Below are 19,775 nucleotides of genomic sequence, written 5' to 3' on the forward strand. Positions count from 1 at the left end.
TTTTTTGCATCAAATCTAAATTCCGCACTTTCATCCTGTTTTTTACAGGATAAAGTTAGAAATAATACTAAAAATGCTATAACTGAAATTGAATTTTTTATCATCATACTTTTACATTAATCCGCGACCTACTTTTTTAAGCTTTCCATTGGTTTCAAATTCTTTCACCAAATTATCTAAAATACCGTTTATAAAAATACTACTTTTTGGTGTAGAATATTCTTTCGCAATTTCTAAATACTCATTTATAGTGACTTTTACAGGAATAGATGGGAATTTTAAAAATTCACAAATGGCCATTTTTAAAATAATAGTATCAATTTCTGCTATTCTGTCAGCTTCCCAATTTGGCGTTTTTTCTGAAAATTCTTTGGCCAATTGTTGATCATTCAATAGTGTTTTGCGAAATAAATTTGCAACAAACTCCTTATCTTCAGTATCATTATATAATTTTGGTACAGAAAAATTACCATTTTCAGTATTTTTAATGGCTTTGAGTTGCTTTAAAATAAGTGTATTCACTAGTGGAATATCATCTATCCAAGTCAATTTATGATCTTCAAGATATTCGTACAATTTTACATTTGGAGCAATAACTTCACAAAATACATCTGCAATAAAATTTTTATCTTCTTCAAAACTAGATTCATTGGAAGTCATGTAATTCTGATATACTTCGCTTTCTTTAACTGCATTCAAAAGAATTAAGATATAATCATCATTCAACTTCCAGTTGTTTATTTTCCTATTTTCAAGTGCATTTAATAAAGAATTATTTTCTAAAAGAATTTTCAAAACTTTATTATTGATAAACTTAAAATTTGGATTTTTCTCTTCTTTGGTTGCCAAATGTTTTTTGCTAGAAATTTGAATATGGGTTTCTTCTTTGGATTGCATTTCTACCAAAGTTGATATCATAATTAAATATAAATCTTGAACATTTTCGACACTTTGAAATAAGAATTTTTCTTCTTTTTCTAAATTATCTGAATGATTTTGATGCATCGAATACAATGTTTGCATCACTTTAACTCGAATATGTCGTCTGTTTAACACTTTGCAAGAACGTTTTTAATTAGGGAAATTGAAATGAAAGTAAACTTTCGTGATGCAAAAATACAATTATATTTACAACACTACTATTTTGCCATTTCTTTTTTTCTTAAATCTATTCTATTTTGCGCTATGCTCAAAGCAGCTTGGTGCGTAGTGATATTGTTGGCATCTGCATAATCAAAAATTTCCAATGTAGTATTGTAAATATTTTCTGTTTTACGCATAGATTCTGCATTATCGTAGCCTACCAATTCAGAATATACATTGATAATTCCGCCAGCATTAATTAAAAAATCTGGCGCATAAGCAATACCCATTTCTTTCAAAATTGCACCATGTATATTTTCGTTTGCCAACTGATTGTTTGCTGCTCCAGCAATAACTTTGGCTTTAATTCTTCGAATTGTATCGTTATTTATAGTGGCTCCAAGTGCACAAGGTGCGTAAATATCCACATCTGCGCTATATAAATCATCACCATGATAAATTTTTGCTCCGTATTTATTTCCAATTTCTTGCAAACGAATTTCATTTATGTCGGAAATAATTACTTTTGCGCCTTCCGCAGTTAAATAATCTACCAAGGTTTCACCAACATGACCAATACCTTGAACCAATATTTTTTTACCTTCTAGTACATCTGTACCAAATTTATATTTTGCTGCGGCTTTCATTCCCATATAAACTCCATAAGCGGTTACTGGGGAAGGATTTCCAGAACCACCTTTTTCAATAGAAACACCGGTTACAAATTTCGTATTTTCACGAATCAAATCCATGTCTTGTGTAGTAGTTCCTACATCTTCTGCAGTAATATATTTTCCTGAAAGTGAATTGACGTATTGTCCAAATTTGGCAATCATTTCAGGTGTTTTATCAATTTTGGAATCGCCAATAATTACTGCTTTTCCTCCACCCAAATTCAAACCTGTAATTGCAGATTTGAATGTCATGCCACGTGACAATCTTAAAACATCATTTAAAGCTTCCCATTCGTTATCATATTTCCACATTCTGGTTCCTCCAAGTGCAGGTCCCAAAACTGTGTTATGAATACCAATTATTGCTTTCAAACCAGTATCTTTGTCATTGCAAAAAACAATTTGTTCGTGATTGTCAAAAGATAATTGTCCGAATACGGGATCAATTTTATGTAATTCTGCCGGTTTTAAAGATTCAGTAATCATATAATAGGTTGATTTAGTTTGTGATATTTTTCTAAAAATTAGCCACAAAATTACGTTTTAATTAAAGAGTTTACAATAATTTTTGCATTAATTAATAAAATCTTAAGGATTTGATAATTAAACATTTCGTATAAAAAATATAAAATTTAACAGTTTTAGTTTAAAAAAAATTACATTTTAGATAATATTATAAATTAAATGAAAGAACTACGTTATTTAAATCCATATTTTGCTAAATATAAGTTGCACTTTTTAGGTGGAATATTTATTACAATAGTTGCCCAGATTTTTATGCTTTACACGCCAGAATTAATTGGTGAATCCATCGCTTCAATTGAACAATATTCCAAAAATGGTGAGAATGTTGAAGAAATTAAAAAATTGTTACTCAATAATATTTTATGGATAGCCATTACCACAATAATTGCTGGAGTTTTGACTTTTTTAATGAGACAGTCATTAATAGTAATGTCACGACACGTAGAGTTTGATCTTAAAAATGTAGTTTTCAAACAATATGAAAATTTAACCCAGAATTTTTATAAATTGAATAGAACTGGCGATTTAATGAACCGGATTAGCGAAGACATTGGCCGCGTTCGCATGTATGTAGGTCCAGCGGTAATGTATACTATAAATACAATTATTAGATTTACAATTGTTATATATTATATGTACATAGTTTCTCCAATTCTCACCTTGTATACACTGCTTCCATTGCCTATTTTGGCTTATTTTATTTTCAAAATAAGTTCTCAAATAAATAAAAAAAGTACAATTTTTCAAGAAAACTTATCTGCTTTGTCCAGTTTTACACAAGAAATATTTTCTGGTATTCGCGTCATAAAAGCTTATAGCATTGAAAATAAAAAACAAGATGCTTTTAAAAAACTCTCGGAAGAAAGCAAAGATAAAAGTTTAAAATTAGCAAAAGTAAGTGCGCTATTTGGTCCATTAATGTTGCTACTGATTGGCGCTAGCAATTTGATAGTGATTTTTATTGGCGGTTCCATGTATATTAACGGAAGTATTGAAAATATTGGTGTTATTGCTAAATTTATACTTTACATAAATATGTTGGTTTGGCCAGTTGCTTCCATTGGGTGGGTTTCATCGCTTATTCAAGAAGCAGAAGCATCACAAAAACGAATCAATGAATTTTTGAAAATCGAGCCGGAAATTCAAAATAATAATTTCACACCGATGACTTTTAAAGGTAATATTAAATTTGATCATGTTTCTTTAGTTTACGAGGATACAAATATTAAAGCATTGGACAATATTAGTTTTGAAATAAATAAAGGTGAAACTTTAGCCATTATTGGTCGAACTGGTTCTGGAAAATCTACAATTCTAAATTTAATTTCTAGATTGTACGATCCAACATCTGGAAATGTTATTATAGATGGTATAAAAATTCAAGATGCCAACTTAAATAGTCTTCGCAAAAGTATTGGAGCAGTTCCTCAAGATGCGTTTTTATTTTCGGACAGCATAAAAAATAATATTAAATTTGGATTGGAAGATGCCACAGATGAAGAAGTAATTTTGGCTGCAAAAAATGCAGACATTCACAACAATATTTTGGCATTTACACAACAATATGAAACCATACTTGGGGAACGTGGCATTACACTTTCTGGCGGTCAAAAACAGCGTGTTTCCATTGCTAGAGCTATTATTGGCAATCCAGAAATACTATTGTTGGACGATTGCCTTTCGGCAGTGGATACAGAGACTGAAGAAAATATTTTAAATAATTTAGAAAAAAATACAATTGGCAAAACAACCATAATTGTTAGCCATAGGGTTTCTTCTGCCAAAAATGCTGATAAAATTATAATAATTGACCAAGGCAAAATTGTTCAACAAGGCACTCATAATCAATTGGTAAACCAAGAAGGCTACTATAGATCATTATATTTAAAGCAAATTGCAGAAAAAGAAATGTTATAATTCTTGTTTTGTAGATTATTTTTTTTCAATTTTGAAGAAACAAACAAATTAAATCAGATAGAATGAATAGGAACGAAAATGATATGCTAGAAAAAGAGGAGATTTTTTCAAAAGTGCTTCGTGCTGGAAGAAGAACCTATTTTTTTGATGTAAGATCTACAAAAGCAGATGATTATTATATTACAATAACGGAAAGTAAGAAATTTACGGAAGAAGATGGTTCATACCATTTTAAAAAGCATAAAATTTATTTGTATAAAGAAGATTTTACTGCTTTTTCTGAAATTTTAAATGAAATGACTTCTTATGTTTTGAATAATAAAGGAGAAGAAGTAATTTCTGAACGCCATCAGAAAGATTTTAAAAAGGAATATAATTTAGATACAACAGAATCTAATCAAAATTCTGAAAAAAGTTTTACTGATGTAGATTTTGATGATATTTAAAATATTCTTAAAATTTATAAATTATAAAGTGCCTAAAATGAAAATTTTGGGTATTTTTTTTATCCAATTCTTAACCCATTTTCAACTTTTAAATCTGAGGTAAGTAAAACTATACTATTATCAACTCCAACTGATCCAAGAACCAAACATTCGCTCATGAATTTGCCAATTTGCTTTGGAGGAAAGTTAACCACGGCAATTATTTGTTTGTTTATTAAATCTTGTTTAGTGTAATTTTTGGTAATTTGTGCTGAAGTTTTTTTTATTCCAATTTCAATTCCAAAATCAATAGTGAGTTTATAGGCTGGTTTTTTTGCTTCTGGAAAATCATTTACTTCTAGAATAGTTCCAATTCGCATGTCAACTTTTTCAAAGTCGCCCCAATTAATTTCATCCATGTTTATTAAATTTGAATAGATTTTAAATTAAATATAGTAAAAAAAAATAGATTTAATCAAGCATATTTAAGTGAAAACATCAATCCATATTTTATTATCAAACTTCTATAAAATTAATTCTAAATAATAAAATCGTTTAAACAAAGGTTAAAAGATTATAACTTAATATTTTAACTTATTTTTTATTGTAGATTTATGTATGCAAAAAAATATAAAAATATTCAACTTTTTTTATTCAAAGTTATTATCAGAAAAAACTAAAAAAAATAGCGAAAAGGTTTTTGTTTCTATTGCTATTGTAAGCTTCTTGCTCCATCTTTTAATTATTGGACTGGTAGATTTGGAACTTATAAAATTAAATGATTATTCAAAATTATTAAATAATCCAATATCCGCCATTTACACTCCTTTTTCTTTTATATTGATTTATGAAGTATATCTTTTGGTATATTATTTGCCAAAATCGACGACAATTTATATTGGAAAACAATACGAAATTATTACATTGATAATTATAAGAAGGATATTTAAAGACATGACAAAATTGGAATTTACCGATAATTGGTTTGGAGTAAAAACCAATTTATATTTTACTTTGGATTTATTGTCTACAATGATTTTGTTTTATTTAATCTATATTTTTTATAAACTCAATAGAATTAATGAAATTAATCAATCTAAAATTCAGCAATCAATTGAAGTGAATCAATTCATACGACTTAAAAATGTGATGGCAATGTTTTTGATACCCATTTTTTTATTTTTATCTATTTACAGCCTTGGACATTGGATTTATGAAAATTTATTTTCAATAAAAGAAATTGTAGAAAATTTAAAAGATATCAATAAAATATTTTTTGATGAGTTTTTTACAATTTTAATTTTAATTGAAGTTCTATTATTGTTGTTTTCATTTTTCTTGACAGATAAATTTAGTAAAGTTATAAGAAATTCAGGATTTATAATATCTACAATATTGATAAAATTATCCTTTGGAACTGAAGGTATTTTGAGCACTATACTAGTGGTTTTTGCAGTATTATTTGGGGTAATTATTCTTTGGATTCATAATAAATATGAACAAGCTGAAGCTGAGAAAATAACCAGCGTTTTAAAAACATAACCTGACTGGATTGTACCTTAACTTTGTAACATCAAATCAAGAATCAATGGTGAACTAATTTAATACAAATTAATTGCTAGTATAATTGTACAAAATTTGTCTTTTAAACTTATTTAAGCAAGAATTATTAAATCATTTAAAGTTTTTATAAATACTTCTCATTTTTTTTAATTAAAACCATTACTATCAACTCAAAATATTTCCCTATTGATGAATAATTTTAAGATTCTAATCTCCAAAAAAAATAGGATGCCATTTCTAGCATCCTATTTAAATATTTAAAATCGATAAATTATTTTCTCTTCAATACTTTTTCAACCGCAGCTACAATAGCTTGGTTGTTCAATTTGTATTTTTCCATTAATTGTTCTGGAGTTCCGCTTTCACCAAAACTATCCTGAACAGCTACAAATTCTTGTGGTGTTGGATTATTCAAAGCCAAAACTCTAGCCACGCTTTCTCCCAAACCGCCCAAAAAATTATGCTCTTCAGCAGTCACAATGCAACCTGTTTTCGCTACCGATTTTAAAATGGCTTCATCATCCAATGGTTTAATGGTATGAATATTTATAACTTCTGCCGAAATACCTTTGGCTTCCAAAGCTTCAGCAGCAAGCAAAGCTTCCCAAACCAAATGTCCAGTGGCAACTATGGTTACATCTGTACCTTCAGATAAAACTATGGCTTTTCCAATTATGAATTTTTCATCAGCAGGCATAAAATTGGGTACTACTGGTCTACCAAAACGCAAATAAACTGGCCCATGATGGTCTGCAATGGCAAGTGTTGCCGCTTTGGTTTGGTTATAATCGCAAGTATTAATAACCGTCATTCCTGGCAACATTTTCATGAGCCCAATATCTTCAAGAATTTGATGCGTTGCACCATCTTCGCCCAAAGTCAAACCTGCATGCGAAGCACAAATTTTGACATTCTTATCTGAATAGGCCACACTTTGACGTATTTGATCGTAAACTCTTCCAGTAGAAAAATTAGCAAACGTACCGGTAAACGGAATTTTTCCGCCAATGGTTAAACCAGCCGCAATACCAATCATATTGGCTTCAGCGATACCTATTTGGAAAAAACGCTCTGGATGGTTTTTCTTAAAATCATCAAATTTTAATGAACCTATTAAATCGGCACAAAGTGCAACTACATTTTCATTTTTCTGACCCAATTCTGTCATTCCAGCCCCAAAACCCGAGCGAGTATCTTTGCTTCCTGTATTTGTATATTTTTTCATGTTGTGTGTTTTAAACTTAATTATTCATGGTGAATCTAAGATTATAGTCTATTGCTTTATGCTCCAAATATTGAATATCAACACTAATTTTACCGTTAATTAAACATAGAGTTTTTGTTAAAATATCATCTTTATTTAGTTTTAAATTATGAATTTTTATTAAATTTTGGATATCAATATTTATTATTTGATGTTCTGGCTTCTGTTTTTTTTGAAAAATAAAATAATCCTCATGTATTATCTTATTTAACTTTTTATTTTTATACTTGGTTAAATGAATTATTGTTTTATTTAGAATAGTGTCCCTTTCAAATTCAACATTTTCAAAATTTTGAGTACTAACATTTTTTTTGTGATTATGAAAGTAAGAATCTGTTAATTTAGGTTTTTCCAGATTTCCTAAATCATCTATTTTGAAAGAAATATCTTTAATATAAAATTGAATAGTTTGTTTTTTTTTAGAATCATATAATTTTGCTTCTTGATAATGTTTATCAGCTATTATTTGAAGTAAATAAGTGGAGTCTTTTGAGTTTGAAAAAACAATTTTCTTAATCGGATATCCATTTTGATAATTATAATTTTTTATCAAAGTCACATCATAACTGTCAAAATAATAATTTAACTTATTTTCTTGAGCATTAATTAAATTACTAATTAAATATATTGAAAGAGCAATAATTTTTTTTTTCATTATTTAATTGAGATATTAAATGATTTAAAGATTTAGAAACATATCTAAAATTTGCAATCTAAAATTAATAATCTCCTAAAGTTACCAAATTCTGACTCAAAGCTGTTTCTAATTGTGCATCATTCGGTGCTTTTCCATGCCAAGCATGAGAATACATCATATAATCGACACCATTGCCCATTTCTGTGTGCAATAAAACACAAACTGGTTTTCCTTTTCCAGTTCTAGATTTGGCTTCTTTCATTCCTGAAATAATGGCTTCCAAATTGTTGCCTTCTTTTATTTCCAAAACATCCCAGTCAAAAGCTTCAAATTTTGCTTTGATGCTTCCCATAGGCAGAACTTCATCGGTGGAACCATCAATTTGTTTTCCATTTAAATCAATAGTTGCAATTAAATTGTCAACTTTCTTGGCAGAAGCATACATAATGGCTTCCCAGTTTTGTCCTTCTTGCAACTCACCATCACCATGAAGTGAATATATCAAATGATTACAATGATTTAATTTTTTGGCTTGCGCAGCACCAATGGCTACTGACATTCCTTGACCCAACGATCCTGATGCAATTCTTATTCCCGGCAAACCTTCATGCGTTGTTGGGTGACCTTGCAATCTTGAATTTAATTTTCTAAAAGTTGCCAATTCAGAAACAGGGAAATAGCCAGATCGAGCCAAAACGCTATAAAATACTGGAGAAATATGACCGTTTGATAGAAAAAATAAATCTTCGCCAATACCATTCATATCGAAACCAGGTTTTCTGTCCATTAAATTTTGATAAAGTGCTACCAAAAATTCTGTACAGCCCAATGAACCGCCTGGATGTCCTGAGTTCACTGCATGCACCATTCGCAAAATGTCTCTGCGAACTTGGGTTGTTAAATCTTGTAGTTGTTGTGTGTTTGGTTTCATTTTGAGTATTAAAATTTGACTTTGCAAATATAGTTTTTTAGAAAATAAATTTTAGAAAAACGAAGTAGACTTTTAAAAAGTTATCAAGAATATTATAATAGCTGAAATTAACCCAATAAAAAAATCCCTTCCAATTAAAGAAAGGGATTCAATGCATTGATTTTATGCAATTTAATCTTTTTTGGTAAACCTAGTAATTATAAAAATGACTACCAACACAATTGCTACAACAACAAAGATTCCAACTCCCATTCCAGCTTTGAAAATTCCTTCAATTGCGGAACAGCTTGTCAGCATTAATGAGAATGAAAAAGCTAAAAGTATTTTTTTGAAATTATTTAACATGATTTTCGATTTATAATTTGAATTAATCATTCTCTGCTGCATCAATATTGATGGTTGCTAAAGCAATTTCTGTAAGTGTAACATCAGCCTTTTTTTCTTCTTCAAGCGAAATAGCCAATAATTTTGCAGCTTTATCTTCTCCTAAAGTTGTAGCGAAAGCATGCAATGTACCATAAGTTGCAATTTCATAATGTTCTACTTTTTGACCTGCTGCAATAATTCCAGCATCGCGAACTACTCCAAGTTCCGTTTCTTCCATGATTCCTTCTCCTTCTTTTAGGAGACCTTCCATGGCGTCACATTTTTTAGCTACTGCTTTTTCTCCAATAATTTCGAAAACTTTTTCCAATCTTGAAACTTGTTCTACTGTTTCATCCAAATGGCTGGTCAATGCCTGTTTCAAAGCATTTGAAGTGGCATTTTTTGTCATTTTCGGCAATGCTTTTGTCAATGCTTTTTCTGCCCAATAGATATCCTTTAAACTATCTATAAATAAATCTCTTAAACCTTGTGCAGCATCAGATTTTGCTTTAATAGTGCCAGTTTTAGATTTTGATGCTGTGTTTTTTGAATTGTCTCTTACTACTTCCATAATATTATATTTTAATTGTTTTTTAATTTTGTAAAATTCATTATTTATGGATGTTAAATAATTATAGAATTTAAATTAAAATTTACAGGATTTCATCATTTTATAAAAATTATAACTACATGGAAATTATATAATTAAGCTCAAAAATAGTGTAACAAGGCGCATCGCATATTCCTATAATTTTACAATATTACTAACAATTAAAAATTTAATTATGAGCACAACTGCAAAATCTAAAGACACTAAAACAAGTAGTGTAAAAGCTTCAACATCTAAAGCAAGCGACAAAAAAGATGACAAAAAGAAAGATGACAAAAAATCTGATTCAAAATCTTCTGATAAAGATTCAAAATCAAAATCTTCTGCTTCAAAAAAGTAGTTTAAATTCTAGAAATTATTAATTATGGAAAATCAGCACAATGTTAACTCTGGTCAAGGTAGCCATGATAACAGAGAATCTTTAAATGGTAATGAAGAAAGTAAAAAAGATACTCAGAATTACAACAATTATGACTCTCATTCTGAACAAAAACCACATCAAACTGAAACTGTAAATTCAGACAATCAGCAGGATAGAAGTTCAGGAATGAATAGTGATTCAAATAGTAAAAACGGCAATCAAAATCTAGAAAATTATCCTTCTGAAGGCAATGATGATCACGATGAAATTGATGAGGATGACGATTTTGAAGATGATGAAATGGAAGATGAGGATGATATGGACGAGGATAAACGAAATCGTTCTTATGATTCTGAAAGCGAAAGAAGAAAAAGAAGTCCTGAATTTCCTAAAAGTGAAAATTCTTCATTTCCAAGCCTTGATTAAGTTTTAGATTCTAAAATAAAAGGGAATTTGTTGTCATGCAAATTCCCTTTTATTATTCTTTTTCTGGAAGAAAAATATTAAAGGTAGCACCAATATTTAACTTACCTTCAGCGGTAATTGCACCTTGGTGGTTTTCTACAATTTTTTTGCAAATGGCTAGTCCAATTCCTGTTCCAGGTAAATCATCTTTGGAATGTAGTCGTTTAAAAAGAGCAAAAATGGATTCTGAAAACTCTTGCTCAAAACCAATGCCATTATCACTAAAAGAAAGTTTATAATATTTCTTGTCTGAATTAATGTTTAAGGACACACTCGATACCAAAACTTTTTCGCATCTTATGGTTATGATTGGATTTACGCCTTCTTTACTGTATTTTAATGAATTATTTATTATGTTAATAAACAATTGTTGAATTTGATACGGAATAACATTTGTTGTTGGCAATTTTTTTGCGTCAAAAACAGCATTTTTTTCATGAATATTAATGGCTAGTTCTTGCTTTGCGTTTTCAAGCAATTCGTTGAGGTTGGTTTTTTCAAACGCTTTATCAATTTTGTTGGCTCTCGAAAACAGTAATAAATCGTCTATTAAAACCCTCATTTTATTGCTAGCCAATTTTATTTTAGAAATATATTCTTTACCCGTTTCTGAAAGTGAATCAATATCTGCTGGTGAAATTCTAGAAATGAAAATTTGTATTTTTCTTAAAGGTTCCTGCAAATCGTGACTTGCAACATGGTTGAAAGATTCCAATTCGGTATTTATTTGTTCCAACTCAAAATTTCTTTCCTCAATAGCAATATTGGCATAATGCTGTTCTGTAATGTCTCTGCTTACGCCCAAAATCATTGTTTTGTTACTGGAGTCAATGTAACTTTGGGCTATTGAATTGAAATAAAGAATTTCTCCATTCTTGCTAACAAATCTAAAAAATATACTTACAGCTTTTCCTTCTACTAGAATTAAATCCGCGCCAGAAGCTACCCTTTCTTTATCTTCTGGGTGCACATAATCTATAAAATTACTTACATTGGCTTCAAAAGATTGTGGATCTACGCCCAACATTTTGTATAAGTTATCTGAAAAGCTCAGTTTATTACTTTCAAGATCCCAATTCCAAGAATAGTATTTTCCAATTTCTTCGGCATGTTTTGTAGATTCGAAGAAAAGTTTTAATTTATTATTTGATTCTTTTAAAAATTTTAAATCGTCGTTTATTTTTACAAACGAAAAGGTAAAAATTGTGAGCGAAAAAAACAAAAGAAGTATAGAAAATAAAGGTGTTATAGAAACCTCACTCTCATATTTTTCTTTTCTTACTTTTAAAAGGTCGCTCTCTACTTTCAACATTTTGTTAATTTGACTGTCAATCGAATTCATCAAGATTTTGCCTTTAACCATGCTAGACATCAGTTGCGGGGAGTTTGGCGGTTTGTTTTTATTTAACTCAATGATACTTTTGTAAAAAACAAGTCTTTTTTCAATACTTGCTTTCAATTTTGTAAGATTTGATAATTGTGTTGGATTGTCACTTAAAATATAATTTAAATGATACAAAGCAAAATATATTTTTTGGGTAGCAAACTTTACATTTTTATAATACATACTGTCTTTCGTGATTACGTAACCACGAACATTGGATTCAGCATCCTTAATATTGAAATGTAAATTTTGTAAGTTGGTTTGTACTTTATAAGTGTGCATCAACCACTTTGAAGAGCTGGTTAGCTCAGCTTCGTTTCTATAATTAATAGAATATATAAAAATTAAAAAAAACACTGAGACTATAAAAAATATTTTCAGCAACCATGATGAGTTCAAAATATCTTTAAATTTCATAATCTCAATGTTTATTATATGCTTAACAGAAATGTTTCTTTGTTTAAACTATTGGTGTGGTATTGCCAGTTTAAAGTAGTTACAACATTTAAAGTTTTTTTCAAAGCCTCAAAATCATTGGGTTTTTTAATGTAAATATTGGCGCCTTTTACAAAGGTTTCTTCAATATCTGATTCAGATGCCGAGGTAGAATATATGGCAACCGCTATATTTTTTAAATGATCGGTTTTTTTTATTTCGCGCAAGCATTCCATGCCATTCTTTCTTGGCATATTCAAATCAAGGAATAATATATGTGGCAAGGTAATATCTGGTTTGTTGAGATAATCCATGAGTTCAACACCATCTTTAACCAATTTCACATCGGTATTAATTTTTATTTCTTCAAAAGCATCTTTAAAAAAGTTTCTGTCATCTTCATCGTCATCTGCGAGTAAAATGTGTATGGTGTCTTTTTGCATGTAGTAAAAGTTTTAAGTGTTTATTTAATCTGATAGTTTTATAGTTTAATCTACATTATTATTCCGCCTTTTGGTTATAATTCTTTGAAACGCAGAAGGCGTGATCCCCGTAATATTTTTGAATTGTGTACTTAAATGTGCTACACTCGAATAGTTTAGCTTGTAAGCAATTTCGGTTAAAGTTAGTTCATTAATAAGTATCAATTGCTTAACACGCTCAATTTTTTGAATAATAATGTAATTTTCTACTGATGTGTAGGTTACATCAGAAAAAAGATTGGAAATATAACCATAACTGTGGTTCAATTTTTCTGATAAATAGACAGAACTTTTTAAATTATTCAATCCGCTTTCAGAGTGCACCATTTCTACAATGGTATCCTTTATTTTTTGAACGATAATGCTTTTTTGATTTTCAACTACTTGAATACCATAGTTGCTAAAAGCTTCATTCAATTCAGTTAATTTTTGGTCAGTAATAGTACTTTTTATATTGATTTCCCCAAATCCCAATATGTCATATTTTAATTCAAATTTATCCAATTGTTCCTGAAGAATTGTATTGCAAAGGTTGTTAATGTCAAATTTTAAAAATAGTTTCATATTTGAATTTAAATTTCTCAAAAATAAGTAATTTTATTTACATAAAAAAATGCCTTAAATAGTTAAAATTCTATCTTTTATAATTCCTAAACTGGCAATTTAGGCTATATTTGCGCTCCGAATACACCAAGTAAAATTTATTTATGAAGTTTGATTTACTAAAAACAGATCCACAAACAAAAGCAAGAGCAGGAACAATAACCACAGATCACGGCACCATAGAAACACCCATATTTATGCCAGTGGGAACTGTAGCTTCTGTAAAAGGAGTGCACCAACGCGAACTAAAAGAAGAAATTAACCCAGATATTATTTTAGGAAATACGTACCATTTATATTTGCGTCCGCAAACTCAAATTTTGGAAAAAGCAGGTGGTTTGCATAAATTTATGAATTGGGATAGAAATATTTTGACAGATTCTGGTGGCTATCAAGTATATTCGCTTTCGGCCAATAGAAAAATCAAAGAGGAAGGTGTGAAGTTCAAATCACATATCGATGGTTCGCTGCATTTTTTTACACCCGAAAATGTCATGGAAATTCAACGTACCATTGGTGCCGATATTATTATGGCTTTCGATGAATGTACACCTTATCCTTGCGATTACAAATATGCGCAACGTAGCATGCACATGACACACCGCTGGTTGGACCGATGCATCAATCATTTGGATAAATTGCCTTTTAAATATGGTTTTGAACAAACTTTTTTCCCGATAGTTCAAGGAAGTACTTACAAAGATTTGCGAATGCAATCTGCGGAATATATTGCCAATTCAAACCAACAGGGAAATGCAATTGGCGGGCTTTCCGTAGGAGAACCAGCCGAAGAAATGTATGCCATGACCGAAATAGTCACTGCTATTTTACCAGAAAATAAACCCCGATATTTAATGGGAGTGGGCACGCCAATTAATATTTTAGAAAAATATTGCTTTGGGAATTGATATGTTCGATTGTGTGATGCCAACTAGAAATGCCAGAAACGGTATGCTTTTTACAGCCAATGGCACCATTAATATCAAAAATAAAAAGTGGGAAGACGATTTTTCGCCAGTAGATGAAATGGCATACACTTATGTAGACACCGAATATACCAAAGCCTATTTGCGACATTTATTTGCGGCCAATGAATATTTGGGAAAACAAATTGCCACCATTCACAACCTCGGTTTTTATATGTGGTTGGTTCGTGAAGCAAGAAAACATATCTTAGCAGGAGATTTTAGAGAATGGAAAGAAATGATGGTTAAGAATATGAGCCAGAGATTGTAAATTAGGTTATGGGTTTTGGGTTTTATCACATTGTCATAACCCATAACCCATAACCCAAAACCCAAAACCCGAATGTTAACAATAATAGACAAATACATACTCAAAAGATATTTAGCCACATTTTCTGTCATGATGTTGTTGTTTATTCCTATTGGTATCACCGTCGATGTTGCAGAAAAAATTAATAAAATATTGGAGAACAAAGTTCCCATTGGTAAAGTATTATCGTATTATTTGGATTTTGTTATTTATTTTGCAGATTTCTTATTTCCGATTTTTTTATTTCTTTCCATAATTTGGTTTACTTCGAAATTGGCAAATAATACAGAAATTATTGCCATATTAAGTTCAGGAATTTCTTTTCAGAGATTTTTAAAACCATATATTATTGGAGCCATTATTATTTCATTAGGCTCCTTATTGATGGGATTTTTTCTAGTGCCAAAAGCCAGTGAAGGTTTCAATAATTTCAGGTATATGTATTTGGTTGGAAACGGTAGAAACGAAATGCGAGAAACCAACGATGTGTATCGACAAATAAGCAATACAGAATTTATATATGTAAGCAATTTTAACCAAGAAGCAAAAACAGGCTATAATTTTGTGATGGAAAAATTCAACAAAGAAAAATTGGTTCATAAAATAACCGCTTCTTCCATACAATGGAATCCAAAAGACAGCACATACACTTTGTTCAATTATAACAAAAGAATAGTAGGCGAGTTGGATGATAAAATAGAAACCAATCCGTCAAAAAATATTAAATTAAAATTTGAGTTGGACGATTTGACTCCCGTAGTTTATATTGCCGAAACTTTGACTCCAACCGAATTAAATAAGTTTATTGAAAAAGAAAAAAAGCGTGGTTCAGCCAACATCAATACTTATTTGGTGGTCAAATACCGTAAATACAGTGTTCCGGTTTCGGCTTTTATATTAACATTAATTGCAGTTTCAGTTTCCTCCATGAAAAGACGAGGCGGAATGGGCGTTAATTTAGCTTTGGGAATTTCATTGGCATTTAGCTATGTTTTTTTAGATAAAATATTTAGTACGCTGGCTAGAAAATCAGATTTAACACCCATGTTGGCCGTTTGGATTCCAAATATATTATACGGATTTCTTGCCATTATTTTGCTTCGCAATGCAAGAAGGTAAAAATTTAAACAGCTATTTGCGCCTTCATTTAATAGTTTTTATTTGGGGATTTACCGCCATTTTGGGAGCCTTAATTTCGCTAGAAGCTTTGCCTTTGGTTTGGTTTAGAATGCTTTTTGCGAGCGGTTTTATTTTAAGTTATATTTTCATAAAACACATTTCCTTAAAACTTCCAACAAAAACCATATTTGCGTTTTTGTTTGCAGGATTAATTATTGCTTTGCATTGGTTTACTTTTTTCAAAGCCATAAAAGTTTCCAACGTATCGGTCACACTGGCTTGTTTGGCTACGGGCGCTTTTTTTACCTCGATTCTTGAACCCATTTTTTACAAACGAAAAATCATTTTTTACGAAGTACTTTTCGGATTAATAGTCATTGCGGGTTTATATTTGATTTTTAAAGTACAAGGAAACTATGTTTATGGAATCGTTTTGGCTTTAACATCTGCATTTTTATCTGCATTATTTTCTGTAATTAATGGCAAATTTGCGCAAAAATATAATCCAGCCATTATTTCATTTTACGAGATATTTGGTGGTGTGTTGTTTTTGTCCATTTACTTATTGTTTACCCAAAGTTTCACCACAAGTTTTTTTAATTTGTCAACTTCAGATTTGCTTTGGCTGTTGGTTTTAAGTTCGGTTTGCACGGCATACGCATTTATTGCTTCAGTGGGTGTCATGAAATATTTAAGTCCATACACTGTAATGTTAACCATTAATTTGGAGCCTATTTATGGAATTGTATTGGCATTACTCATATTTAATGACAAAGAAAAAATGAGTCCACAGTTTTATGTTGGTGCGCTTATTATTTTATCGACCGTTATTTTAAATGGTATTTTGAAGAATAGGAATAGGTAGTTTTGCATTGAATTTATTTTTTAAATATAATTGTTTGTTATATATCTGTATATTTGGTTATCATCAGAAATTTAAAAAAAAATGATAACAGATATTTGGAAACAACCGGCAGAAGGATTCAATGATGCAAGTATTGGAAGATCTGAAAAGCAAATTCTGGAAAAGGAATTGGCTGTTGGATTTAAATTTCCTACTCTTTACAGAGAGCATTTAAAAATGCAAAATGGCGGATATCTTTGGAAAACAGCATTGCATCACAACGATAATGTGAGTGAACTTTTATATAACGGTTCAACATTTGACCCAGTAATAAATGATTCAGGATACAATACATTAAAAGATGTATTGCTTGAATATTCAGATGTAGATGAACTCAAAAAATCTTCGAAGCTTGAATTTCTATATTTAGAAAGATTACCTATATTATCGCATATGGATGGGCACACTATGTTGTGTTTTGATTATGGATACAATGTAGAGTTTGAATATCAGGAACCACAAATATGTTACTTCGAATTGGAATGTGCTGAAAATGGTTTTGAAGAAAAACTTCGAATAAATTCCTATGAAGAGTTAATTAATAATTTGGTATATTATGGTTACGAATCAACTTCATTCTACATTGGTTTGAAAAGTGAGAAAAATATTGAAGAAATTGCAGAACAATTTATTAAAATTTATAACAAAAAATTAGAACTGAAAAAAGATGATGGTTACGGATGGTATAATTTTAAAAATTGGTATTCAGGCAAGCTAGAAATAAATTCTAATTTAGCTTTGTATTTAAAGTTGACACCAAATGAATTCTTGAGTAAAAACCATCTTTTACAAAATCACAAGCAATTTAATTATATAATTGATATTGATTTGAGAATGCAATCAAACTCTATTACAGATAATTCGAATCATATAATTTCATTAATTAATGAAAAAATGAATGCATTTCTGAATTCTTTCGGGTGGGATTTTTTGTTAATTCCATTCCATAAAGAAAACTTAGAGGAACTAGAAAATATAAAAAAAACTTTTGAAAACCGTTTGTATTAGATGTCAATAAAAGCCTAAAAGATACATTTTTGATTTTCTAAAGTGTTGTTAAAGTTAAAATTAAGAATTTGAAATATAATATTGCTAAAAATTGGTATTAATATTAGCCACTAAATAATCGAAACAATATTAAAATGAATTTTGAAATCACAAAATAATCTGTCTTTTTTAAAAAGTATCATTATTTAAAAAAAAGTAGTATTTTTAACCATTAAATATTTAAAACTATGAAACTATGAAACAAATACTATTATTATGTTTAATTTTTGTTTTTTCAAATAGCAATTTTGCTCAAGAAACAAAAACAAAAGCAAAAGCAAAAAAAGAAACAAAGGTTAAAGTTGTGGCAACTCCTGATGCGAAACCTCAAGAAAATCTTCAAGCAAATCCTGAACAAAAAGTAGAAGTAAAATCCGGAGAAGTTTCAGACCCAAACGTATCGGTAAAAGCTGAAGCAACCCCAGAAGTTATTCCTGAAAAAGCTCCAGAAACAGTTGTGGTGAAAGAAGAAGAGATTAAGCCTAAAAGTAAATCTGGAAAAGCAGTAAAATCTGAAGCTGAAATACTAAAAGAAAAAGAAGACAAAGCTAGAGAAAAAGAGGAAAAAGACAAACAGAAAGCGCAAGCATTTGACATTAAAAGTACAGCAAAAGCAAAGAAAGATGAACAAAAAGCTGCACTTAAAGTTATAAACGAGGCTAAAAAAGAGGAAAAGGAAGCTAAAAAAGAAACCAAGATAAAAGAAGAAAGAGCGATGGCTAAAGCCGAAAAAGACGCGCAAAGAGCTGATAATAAAGTCAAAGCCGAAGCAGAGAAAGCCAAAGCTGAAGCAGAAAAAGCAAAAGCTGAGGTAGAAAAGGTTAAAGCTGAAACCGAAAAGGTTAAAGCTGAAACCGAAAAATCTAAGGCCGATGTAGAAAAAGCAAAATACAATGCGAAAAGTGCCAAAGATAAAAAAATAGAAGACGAAGTCGATAGATCCAAAAAAGAAGCCAAAGCTAAAGAATTGGCTGATGAAAAAACCAAAGCCAAAAAAACTGAGGAAGCTGATAAAGCAAAAAAAGAGGCAAAAGCCAAAGATGAAGCAACAGAAAAAACCAAAGCAAAAAAAACAGAAGAAGCCGAAAAAGTTAAAAAAGATGCCAAATCAAAAAAAGAGGATGAATCTTCAAAAGCTAAAAAAGGAACAAAACCTGAAAAAGTTGCTGTAAAATCTGAAAAAACAAAACAAGACGCCAAATCTAAAAATGAAGATGATTCTTCAAAGTCTAAAAGCAATACCAAATCCAAAAAAACAGCAGATGAATCTGTGAAACCTAAAAAAGAGGTGAAATCTAGTAAAGTGGAAGAGTCTTCAAAATCCAACAAAGTAGAAGAATCTTCAAAATCTAGTAAGGATACAAAATCAAAAAAAGTAGCCAACGATCCGCCAAAAGATAAGAAGGATACCAAAGCGGATAAGATTAAAAATCAACCTAAACCTAAAATAGAGGAAAAACAAATACTAACTCCTAAAAAAATTAAAGGAGTAAATTAATTGCCAAACCACGTTTGCAAAATTGATGCTTTGTGTTGTGGTTGACATAATTTAAAATGTGTAATTAAAAATGGAATGTATTCTTTTTTTAGTTGCACATTTTTTTTGATATATAATCAAAAAAACAATTCATACCCAAAATTCGACATTTCAGTAAATATAAATTTTATAATAATCGTTGATGCTGCAATTTTGCTTCATCAAAAA

General features: G+C 29.9%; 20 protein-coding genes and 1 pseudogene. 10 read left to right on the top strand and 11 right to left on the bottom strand.

Annotation, left to right across the window (positions count from 1 at the left end; all coding sequences use genetic code 11):
• Window positions 1–111: 111 nt before the first annotated feature.
• Window positions 112–1,023 carry a transcription antitermination factor NusB gene (gene nusB / locus RMN92_RS07425; protein WP_309608831.1) on the bottom strand — a complete coding sequence of 304 codons (912 nt, stop codon included), beginning with the start codon at window positions 1,021–1,023 and terminating at the stop codon, window positions 112–114.
• Between the two features lie 116 nt (window positions 1,024–1,139).
• Window positions 1,140–2,243: a Glu/Leu/Phe/Val dehydrogenase gene (locus RMN92_RS07430; RefSeq protein WP_309608832.1), complete on the bottom strand. Its 1,104-nt coding sequence runs from the start codon at window positions 2,241–2,243 to the stop codon at window positions 1,140–1,142.
• A 198-nt stretch (window positions 2,244–2,441) separates the two neighbouring features.
• On the opposite strand from RMN92_RS07430, the gene RMN92_RS07435 reads away from it, so the two are divergent.
• Both RMN92_RS07435 and RMN92_RS07440 read left to right on the top strand, forming a co-directional pair.
• Entirely contained in the window at window positions 2,442–4,199 is a 1,758-nt protein-coding gene (locus RMN92_RS07435) for an ABC transporter ATP-binding protein (RefSeq protein ID WP_309608833.1), read from the top strand.
• 62 nt (window positions 4,200–4,261) lie between these two features.
• Entirely contained in the window at window positions 4,262–4,645 is a 384-nt protein-coding gene (locus RMN92_RS07440) for a PUR family DNA/RNA-binding protein (protein ID WP_309608834.1), read from the top strand.
• Between the two features lie 59 nt (window positions 4,646–4,704).
• Here the strand turns inward: RMN92_RS07440 and RMN92_RS07445 are convergent, their stop codons facing one another.
• A complete protein-coding gene (locus RMN92_RS07445) occupies window positions 4,705–5,043 on the bottom strand; it encodes a tRNA-binding protein (protein ID WP_309608835.1) in 339 nt (112 codons plus the stop codon).
• A gap of 199 nt (window positions 5,044–5,242) precedes the next feature.
• Here RMN92_RS07445 and RMN92_RS07450 point away from each other — a divergent pair, with 199 nt between their 5' ends.
• Entirely contained in the window at window positions 5,243–6,166 is a 924-nt protein-coding gene (locus RMN92_RS07450; RefSeq protein ID WP_309608836.1) for a hypothetical protein, read from the top strand.
• Between the two features lie 292 nt (window positions 6,167–6,458).
• Here RMN92_RS07450 and RMN92_RS07455 read toward each other — a convergent pair whose 3' ends face one another.
• The 5 genes from RMN92_RS07455 to RMN92_RS07475 all read right to left on the bottom strand — a co-directional run bounded on the left by RMN92_RS07455 (window position 6,459) and on the right by RMN92_RS07475 (window position 9,956).
• Window positions 6,459–7,412 carry a transketolase C-terminal domain-containing protein gene (locus RMN92_RS07455; protein ID WP_309608837.1) on the bottom strand — a complete coding sequence of 318 codons (954 nt, stop codon included), beginning with the start codon at window positions 7,410–7,412 and terminating at the stop codon, window positions 6,459–6,461.
• 16 nt (window positions 7,413–7,428) lie between these two features.
• Window positions 7,429–8,106 carry a hypothetical protein gene (locus RMN92_RS07460; RefSeq protein ID WP_309608838.1) on the bottom strand — a complete coding sequence of 226 codons (678 nt, stop codon included), beginning with the start codon at window positions 8,104–8,106 and terminating at the stop codon, window positions 7,429–7,431.
• Window positions 8,107–8,170: 64 nt separating this feature from the next.
• Window positions 8,171–9,019 carry a transketolase gene (locus RMN92_RS07465; RefSeq protein ID WP_309608839.1) on the bottom strand — a complete coding sequence of 283 codons (849 nt, stop codon included), beginning with the start codon at window positions 9,017–9,019 and terminating at the stop codon, window positions 8,171–8,173.
• A gap of 171 nt (window positions 9,020–9,190) precedes the next feature.
• A complete protein-coding gene (locus RMN92_RS07470; RefSeq protein ID WP_309608840.1) occupies window positions 9,191–9,364 on the bottom strand; it encodes a hypothetical protein in 174 nt (57 codons plus the stop codon).
• A 22-nt stretch (window positions 9,365–9,386) separates the two neighbouring features.
• Window positions 9,387–9,956, bottom strand: a complete 570-nt coding sequence (locus tag RMN92_RS07475) for a ferritin-like domain-containing protein (RefSeq protein WP_309608841.1) — start codon at window positions 9,954–9,956, stop codon at window positions 9,387–9,389.
• A 214-nt stretch (window positions 9,957–10,170) separates the two neighbouring features.
• Here RMN92_RS07475 and RMN92_RS07480 point away from each other — a divergent pair, with 214 nt between their 5' ends.
• Both RMN92_RS07480 and RMN92_RS07485 read left to right on the top strand, forming a co-directional pair.
• Complete coding sequence (locus tag RMN92_RS07480) at window positions 10,171–10,335, top strand: hypothetical protein (RefSeq protein WP_309608842.1); 165 nt, start codon at window positions 10,171–10,173, stop codon at window positions 10,333–10,335.
• Window positions 10,336–10,359: 24 nt separating this feature from the next.
• Window positions 10,360–10,782 (top strand): hypothetical protein, encoded by a 423-nt coding sequence (locus tag RMN92_RS07485; RefSeq protein WP_309608843.1) that lies wholly within the window; start codon window positions 10,360–10,362, stop codon window positions 10,780–10,782.
• 52 nt (window positions 10,783–10,834) lie between these two features.
• Here the strand turns inward: RMN92_RS07485 and RMN92_RS07490 are convergent, their stop codons facing one another.
• From RMN92_RS07490 to RMN92_RS07500, 3 genes are read right to left on the bottom strand one after another with little or no spacing between them, the layout of a single operon-like run.
• Complete coding sequence (locus tag RMN92_RS07490) at window positions 10,835–12,622, bottom strand: CHASE3 domain-containing protein (RefSeq protein ID WP_309608844.1); 1,788 nt, start codon at window positions 12,620–12,622, stop codon at window positions 10,835–10,837.
• 14 nt (window positions 12,623–12,636) lie between these two features.
• Complete coding sequence (locus RMN92_RS07495; RefSeq protein WP_309608845.1) at window positions 12,637–13,083, bottom strand: response regulator; 447 nt, start codon at window positions 13,081–13,083, stop codon at window positions 12,637–12,639.
• Window positions 13,084–13,128: 45 nt separating this feature from the next.
• Window positions 13,129–13,686 (bottom strand): AraC family transcriptional regulator, encoded by a 558-nt coding sequence (locus RMN92_RS07500; protein WP_309608846.1) that lies wholly within the window; start codon window positions 13,684–13,686, stop codon window positions 13,129–13,131.
• Window positions 13,687–13,829: 143 nt separating this feature from the next.
• Between RMN92_RS07500 and tgt the strand changes: the two are divergent.
• From tgt to RMN92_RS07525, 5 genes and pseudogenes are all read left to right on the top strand, one after another.
• Window positions 13,830–14,961 (top strand): annotated as a pseudogene (gene tgt / locus RMN92_RS07505) (tRNA guanosine(34) transglycosylase Tgt).
• Between the two features lie 72 nt (window positions 14,962–15,033).
• Window positions 15,034–16,119 (top strand): LptF/LptG family permease, encoded by a 1,086-nt coding sequence (locus RMN92_RS07510; RefSeq protein WP_309608847.1) that lies wholly within the window; start codon window positions 15,034–15,036, stop codon window positions 16,117–16,119.
• Window positions 16,106–16,984, top strand: coding sequence for a DMT family transporter (locus RMN92_RS07515; RefSeq protein WP_309608848.1), 879 nt, complete (start codon window positions 16,106–16,108; stop codon window positions 16,982–16,984). The genes RMN92_RS07510 and RMN92_RS07515 overlap by 14 nt, the downstream gene beginning before the upstream one ends.
• Window positions 16,985–17,065: 81 nt before the next feature.
• Complete coding sequence (locus RMN92_RS07520) at window positions 17,066–18,031, top strand: SMI1/KNR4 family protein (protein WP_309608849.1); 966 nt, start codon at window positions 17,066–17,068, stop codon at window positions 18,029–18,031.
• 235 nt (window positions 18,032–18,266) lie between these two features.
• Entirely contained in the window at window positions 18,267–19,568 is a 1,302-nt protein-coding gene (locus tag RMN92_RS07525; RefSeq protein WP_309608850.1) for a hypothetical protein, read from the top strand.
• The last annotated feature ends 207 nt before the right edge of the window (window positions 19,569–19,775 follow it).

It is taken from the genome of Flavobacterium sp. (assembly GCF_031363805.1).
Lineage (GTDB): Bacteria > Bacteroidota > Bacteroidia > Flavobacteriales > Flavobacteriaceae > Flavobacterium.

Coding starts and splice junctions, on each gene's coding strand:
- RMN92_RS07525 (WP_309608850.1), top strand. CDS start 18,267: ATGAAACAAATACTATTATTATGTTTAATTTTTGTTTTTTCAAATAGC.
- RMN92_RS07460 (WP_309608838.1), bottom strand. CDS start 8,106: ATGAAAAAAAAAATTATTGCTCTTTCAATATATTTAATTAGTAATTTA.
- RMN92_RS07450 (WP_309608836.1), top strand. CDS start 5,243: ATGCAAAAAAATATAAAAATATTCAACTTTTTTTATTCAAAGTTATTA.
- RMN92_RS07500 (WP_309608846.1), bottom strand. CDS start 13,686: ATGAAACTATTTTTAAAATTTGACATTAACAACCTTTGCAATACAATT.
- nusB (WP_309608831.1), bottom strand. CDS start 1,023: ATGCAAACATTGTATTCGATGCATCAAAATCATTCAGATAATTTAGAA.
- RMN92_RS07515 (WP_309608848.1), top strand. CDS start 16,106: ATGCAAGAAGGTAAAAATTTAAACAGCTATTTGCGCCTTCATTTAATA.
- RMN92_RS07440 (WP_309608834.1), top strand. CDS start 4,262: ATGAATAGGAACGAAAATGATATGCTAGAAAAAGAGGAGATTTTTTCA.
- RMN92_RS07455 (WP_309608837.1), bottom strand. CDS start 7,412: ATGAAAAAATATACAAATACAGGAAGCAAAGATACTCGCTCGGGTTTT.
- RMN92_RS07495 (WP_309608845.1), bottom strand. CDS start 13,083: ATGCAAAAAGACACCATACACATTTTACTCGCAGATGACGATGAAGAT.
- RMN92_RS07490 (WP_309608844.1), bottom strand. CDS start 12,622: ATGAAATTTAAAGATATTTTGAACTCATCATGGTTGCTGAAAATATTT.
- RMN92_RS07475 (WP_309608841.1), bottom strand. CDS start 9,956: ATGGAAGTAGTAAGAGACAATTCAAAAAACACAGCATCAAAATCTAAA.
- RMN92_RS07470 (WP_309608840.1), bottom strand. CDS start 9,364: ATGTTAAATAATTTCAAAAAAATACTTTTAGCTTTTTCATTCTCATTA.
- RMN92_RS07430 (WP_309608832.1), bottom strand. CDS start 2,243: ATGATTACTGAATCTTTAAAACCGGCAGAATTACATAAAATTGATCCC.
- RMN92_RS07465 (WP_309608839.1), bottom strand. CDS start 9,019: ATGAAACCAAACACACAACAACTACAAGATTTAACAACCCAAGTTCGC.
- RMN92_RS07480 (WP_309608842.1), top strand. CDS start 10,171: ATGAGCACAACTGCAAAATCTAAAGACACTAAAACAAGTAGTGTAAAA.
- RMN92_RS07435 (WP_309608833.1), top strand. CDS start 2,442: ATGAAAGAACTACGTTATTTAAATCCATATTTTGCTAAATATAAGTTG.
- RMN92_RS07510 (WP_309608847.1), top strand. CDS start 15,034: ATGTTAACAATAATAGACAAATACATACTCAAAAGATATTTAGCCACA.
- RMN92_RS07445 (WP_309608835.1), bottom strand. CDS start 5,043: ATGGATGAAATTAATTGGGGCGACTTTGAAAAAGTTGACATGCGAATT.
- RMN92_RS07485 (WP_309608843.1), top strand. CDS start 10,360: ATGGAAAATCAGCACAATGTTAACTCTGGTCAAGGTAGCCATGATAAC.
- RMN92_RS07520 (WP_309608849.1), top strand. CDS start 17,066: ATGATAACAGATATTTGGAAACAACCGGCAGAAGGATTCAATGATGCA.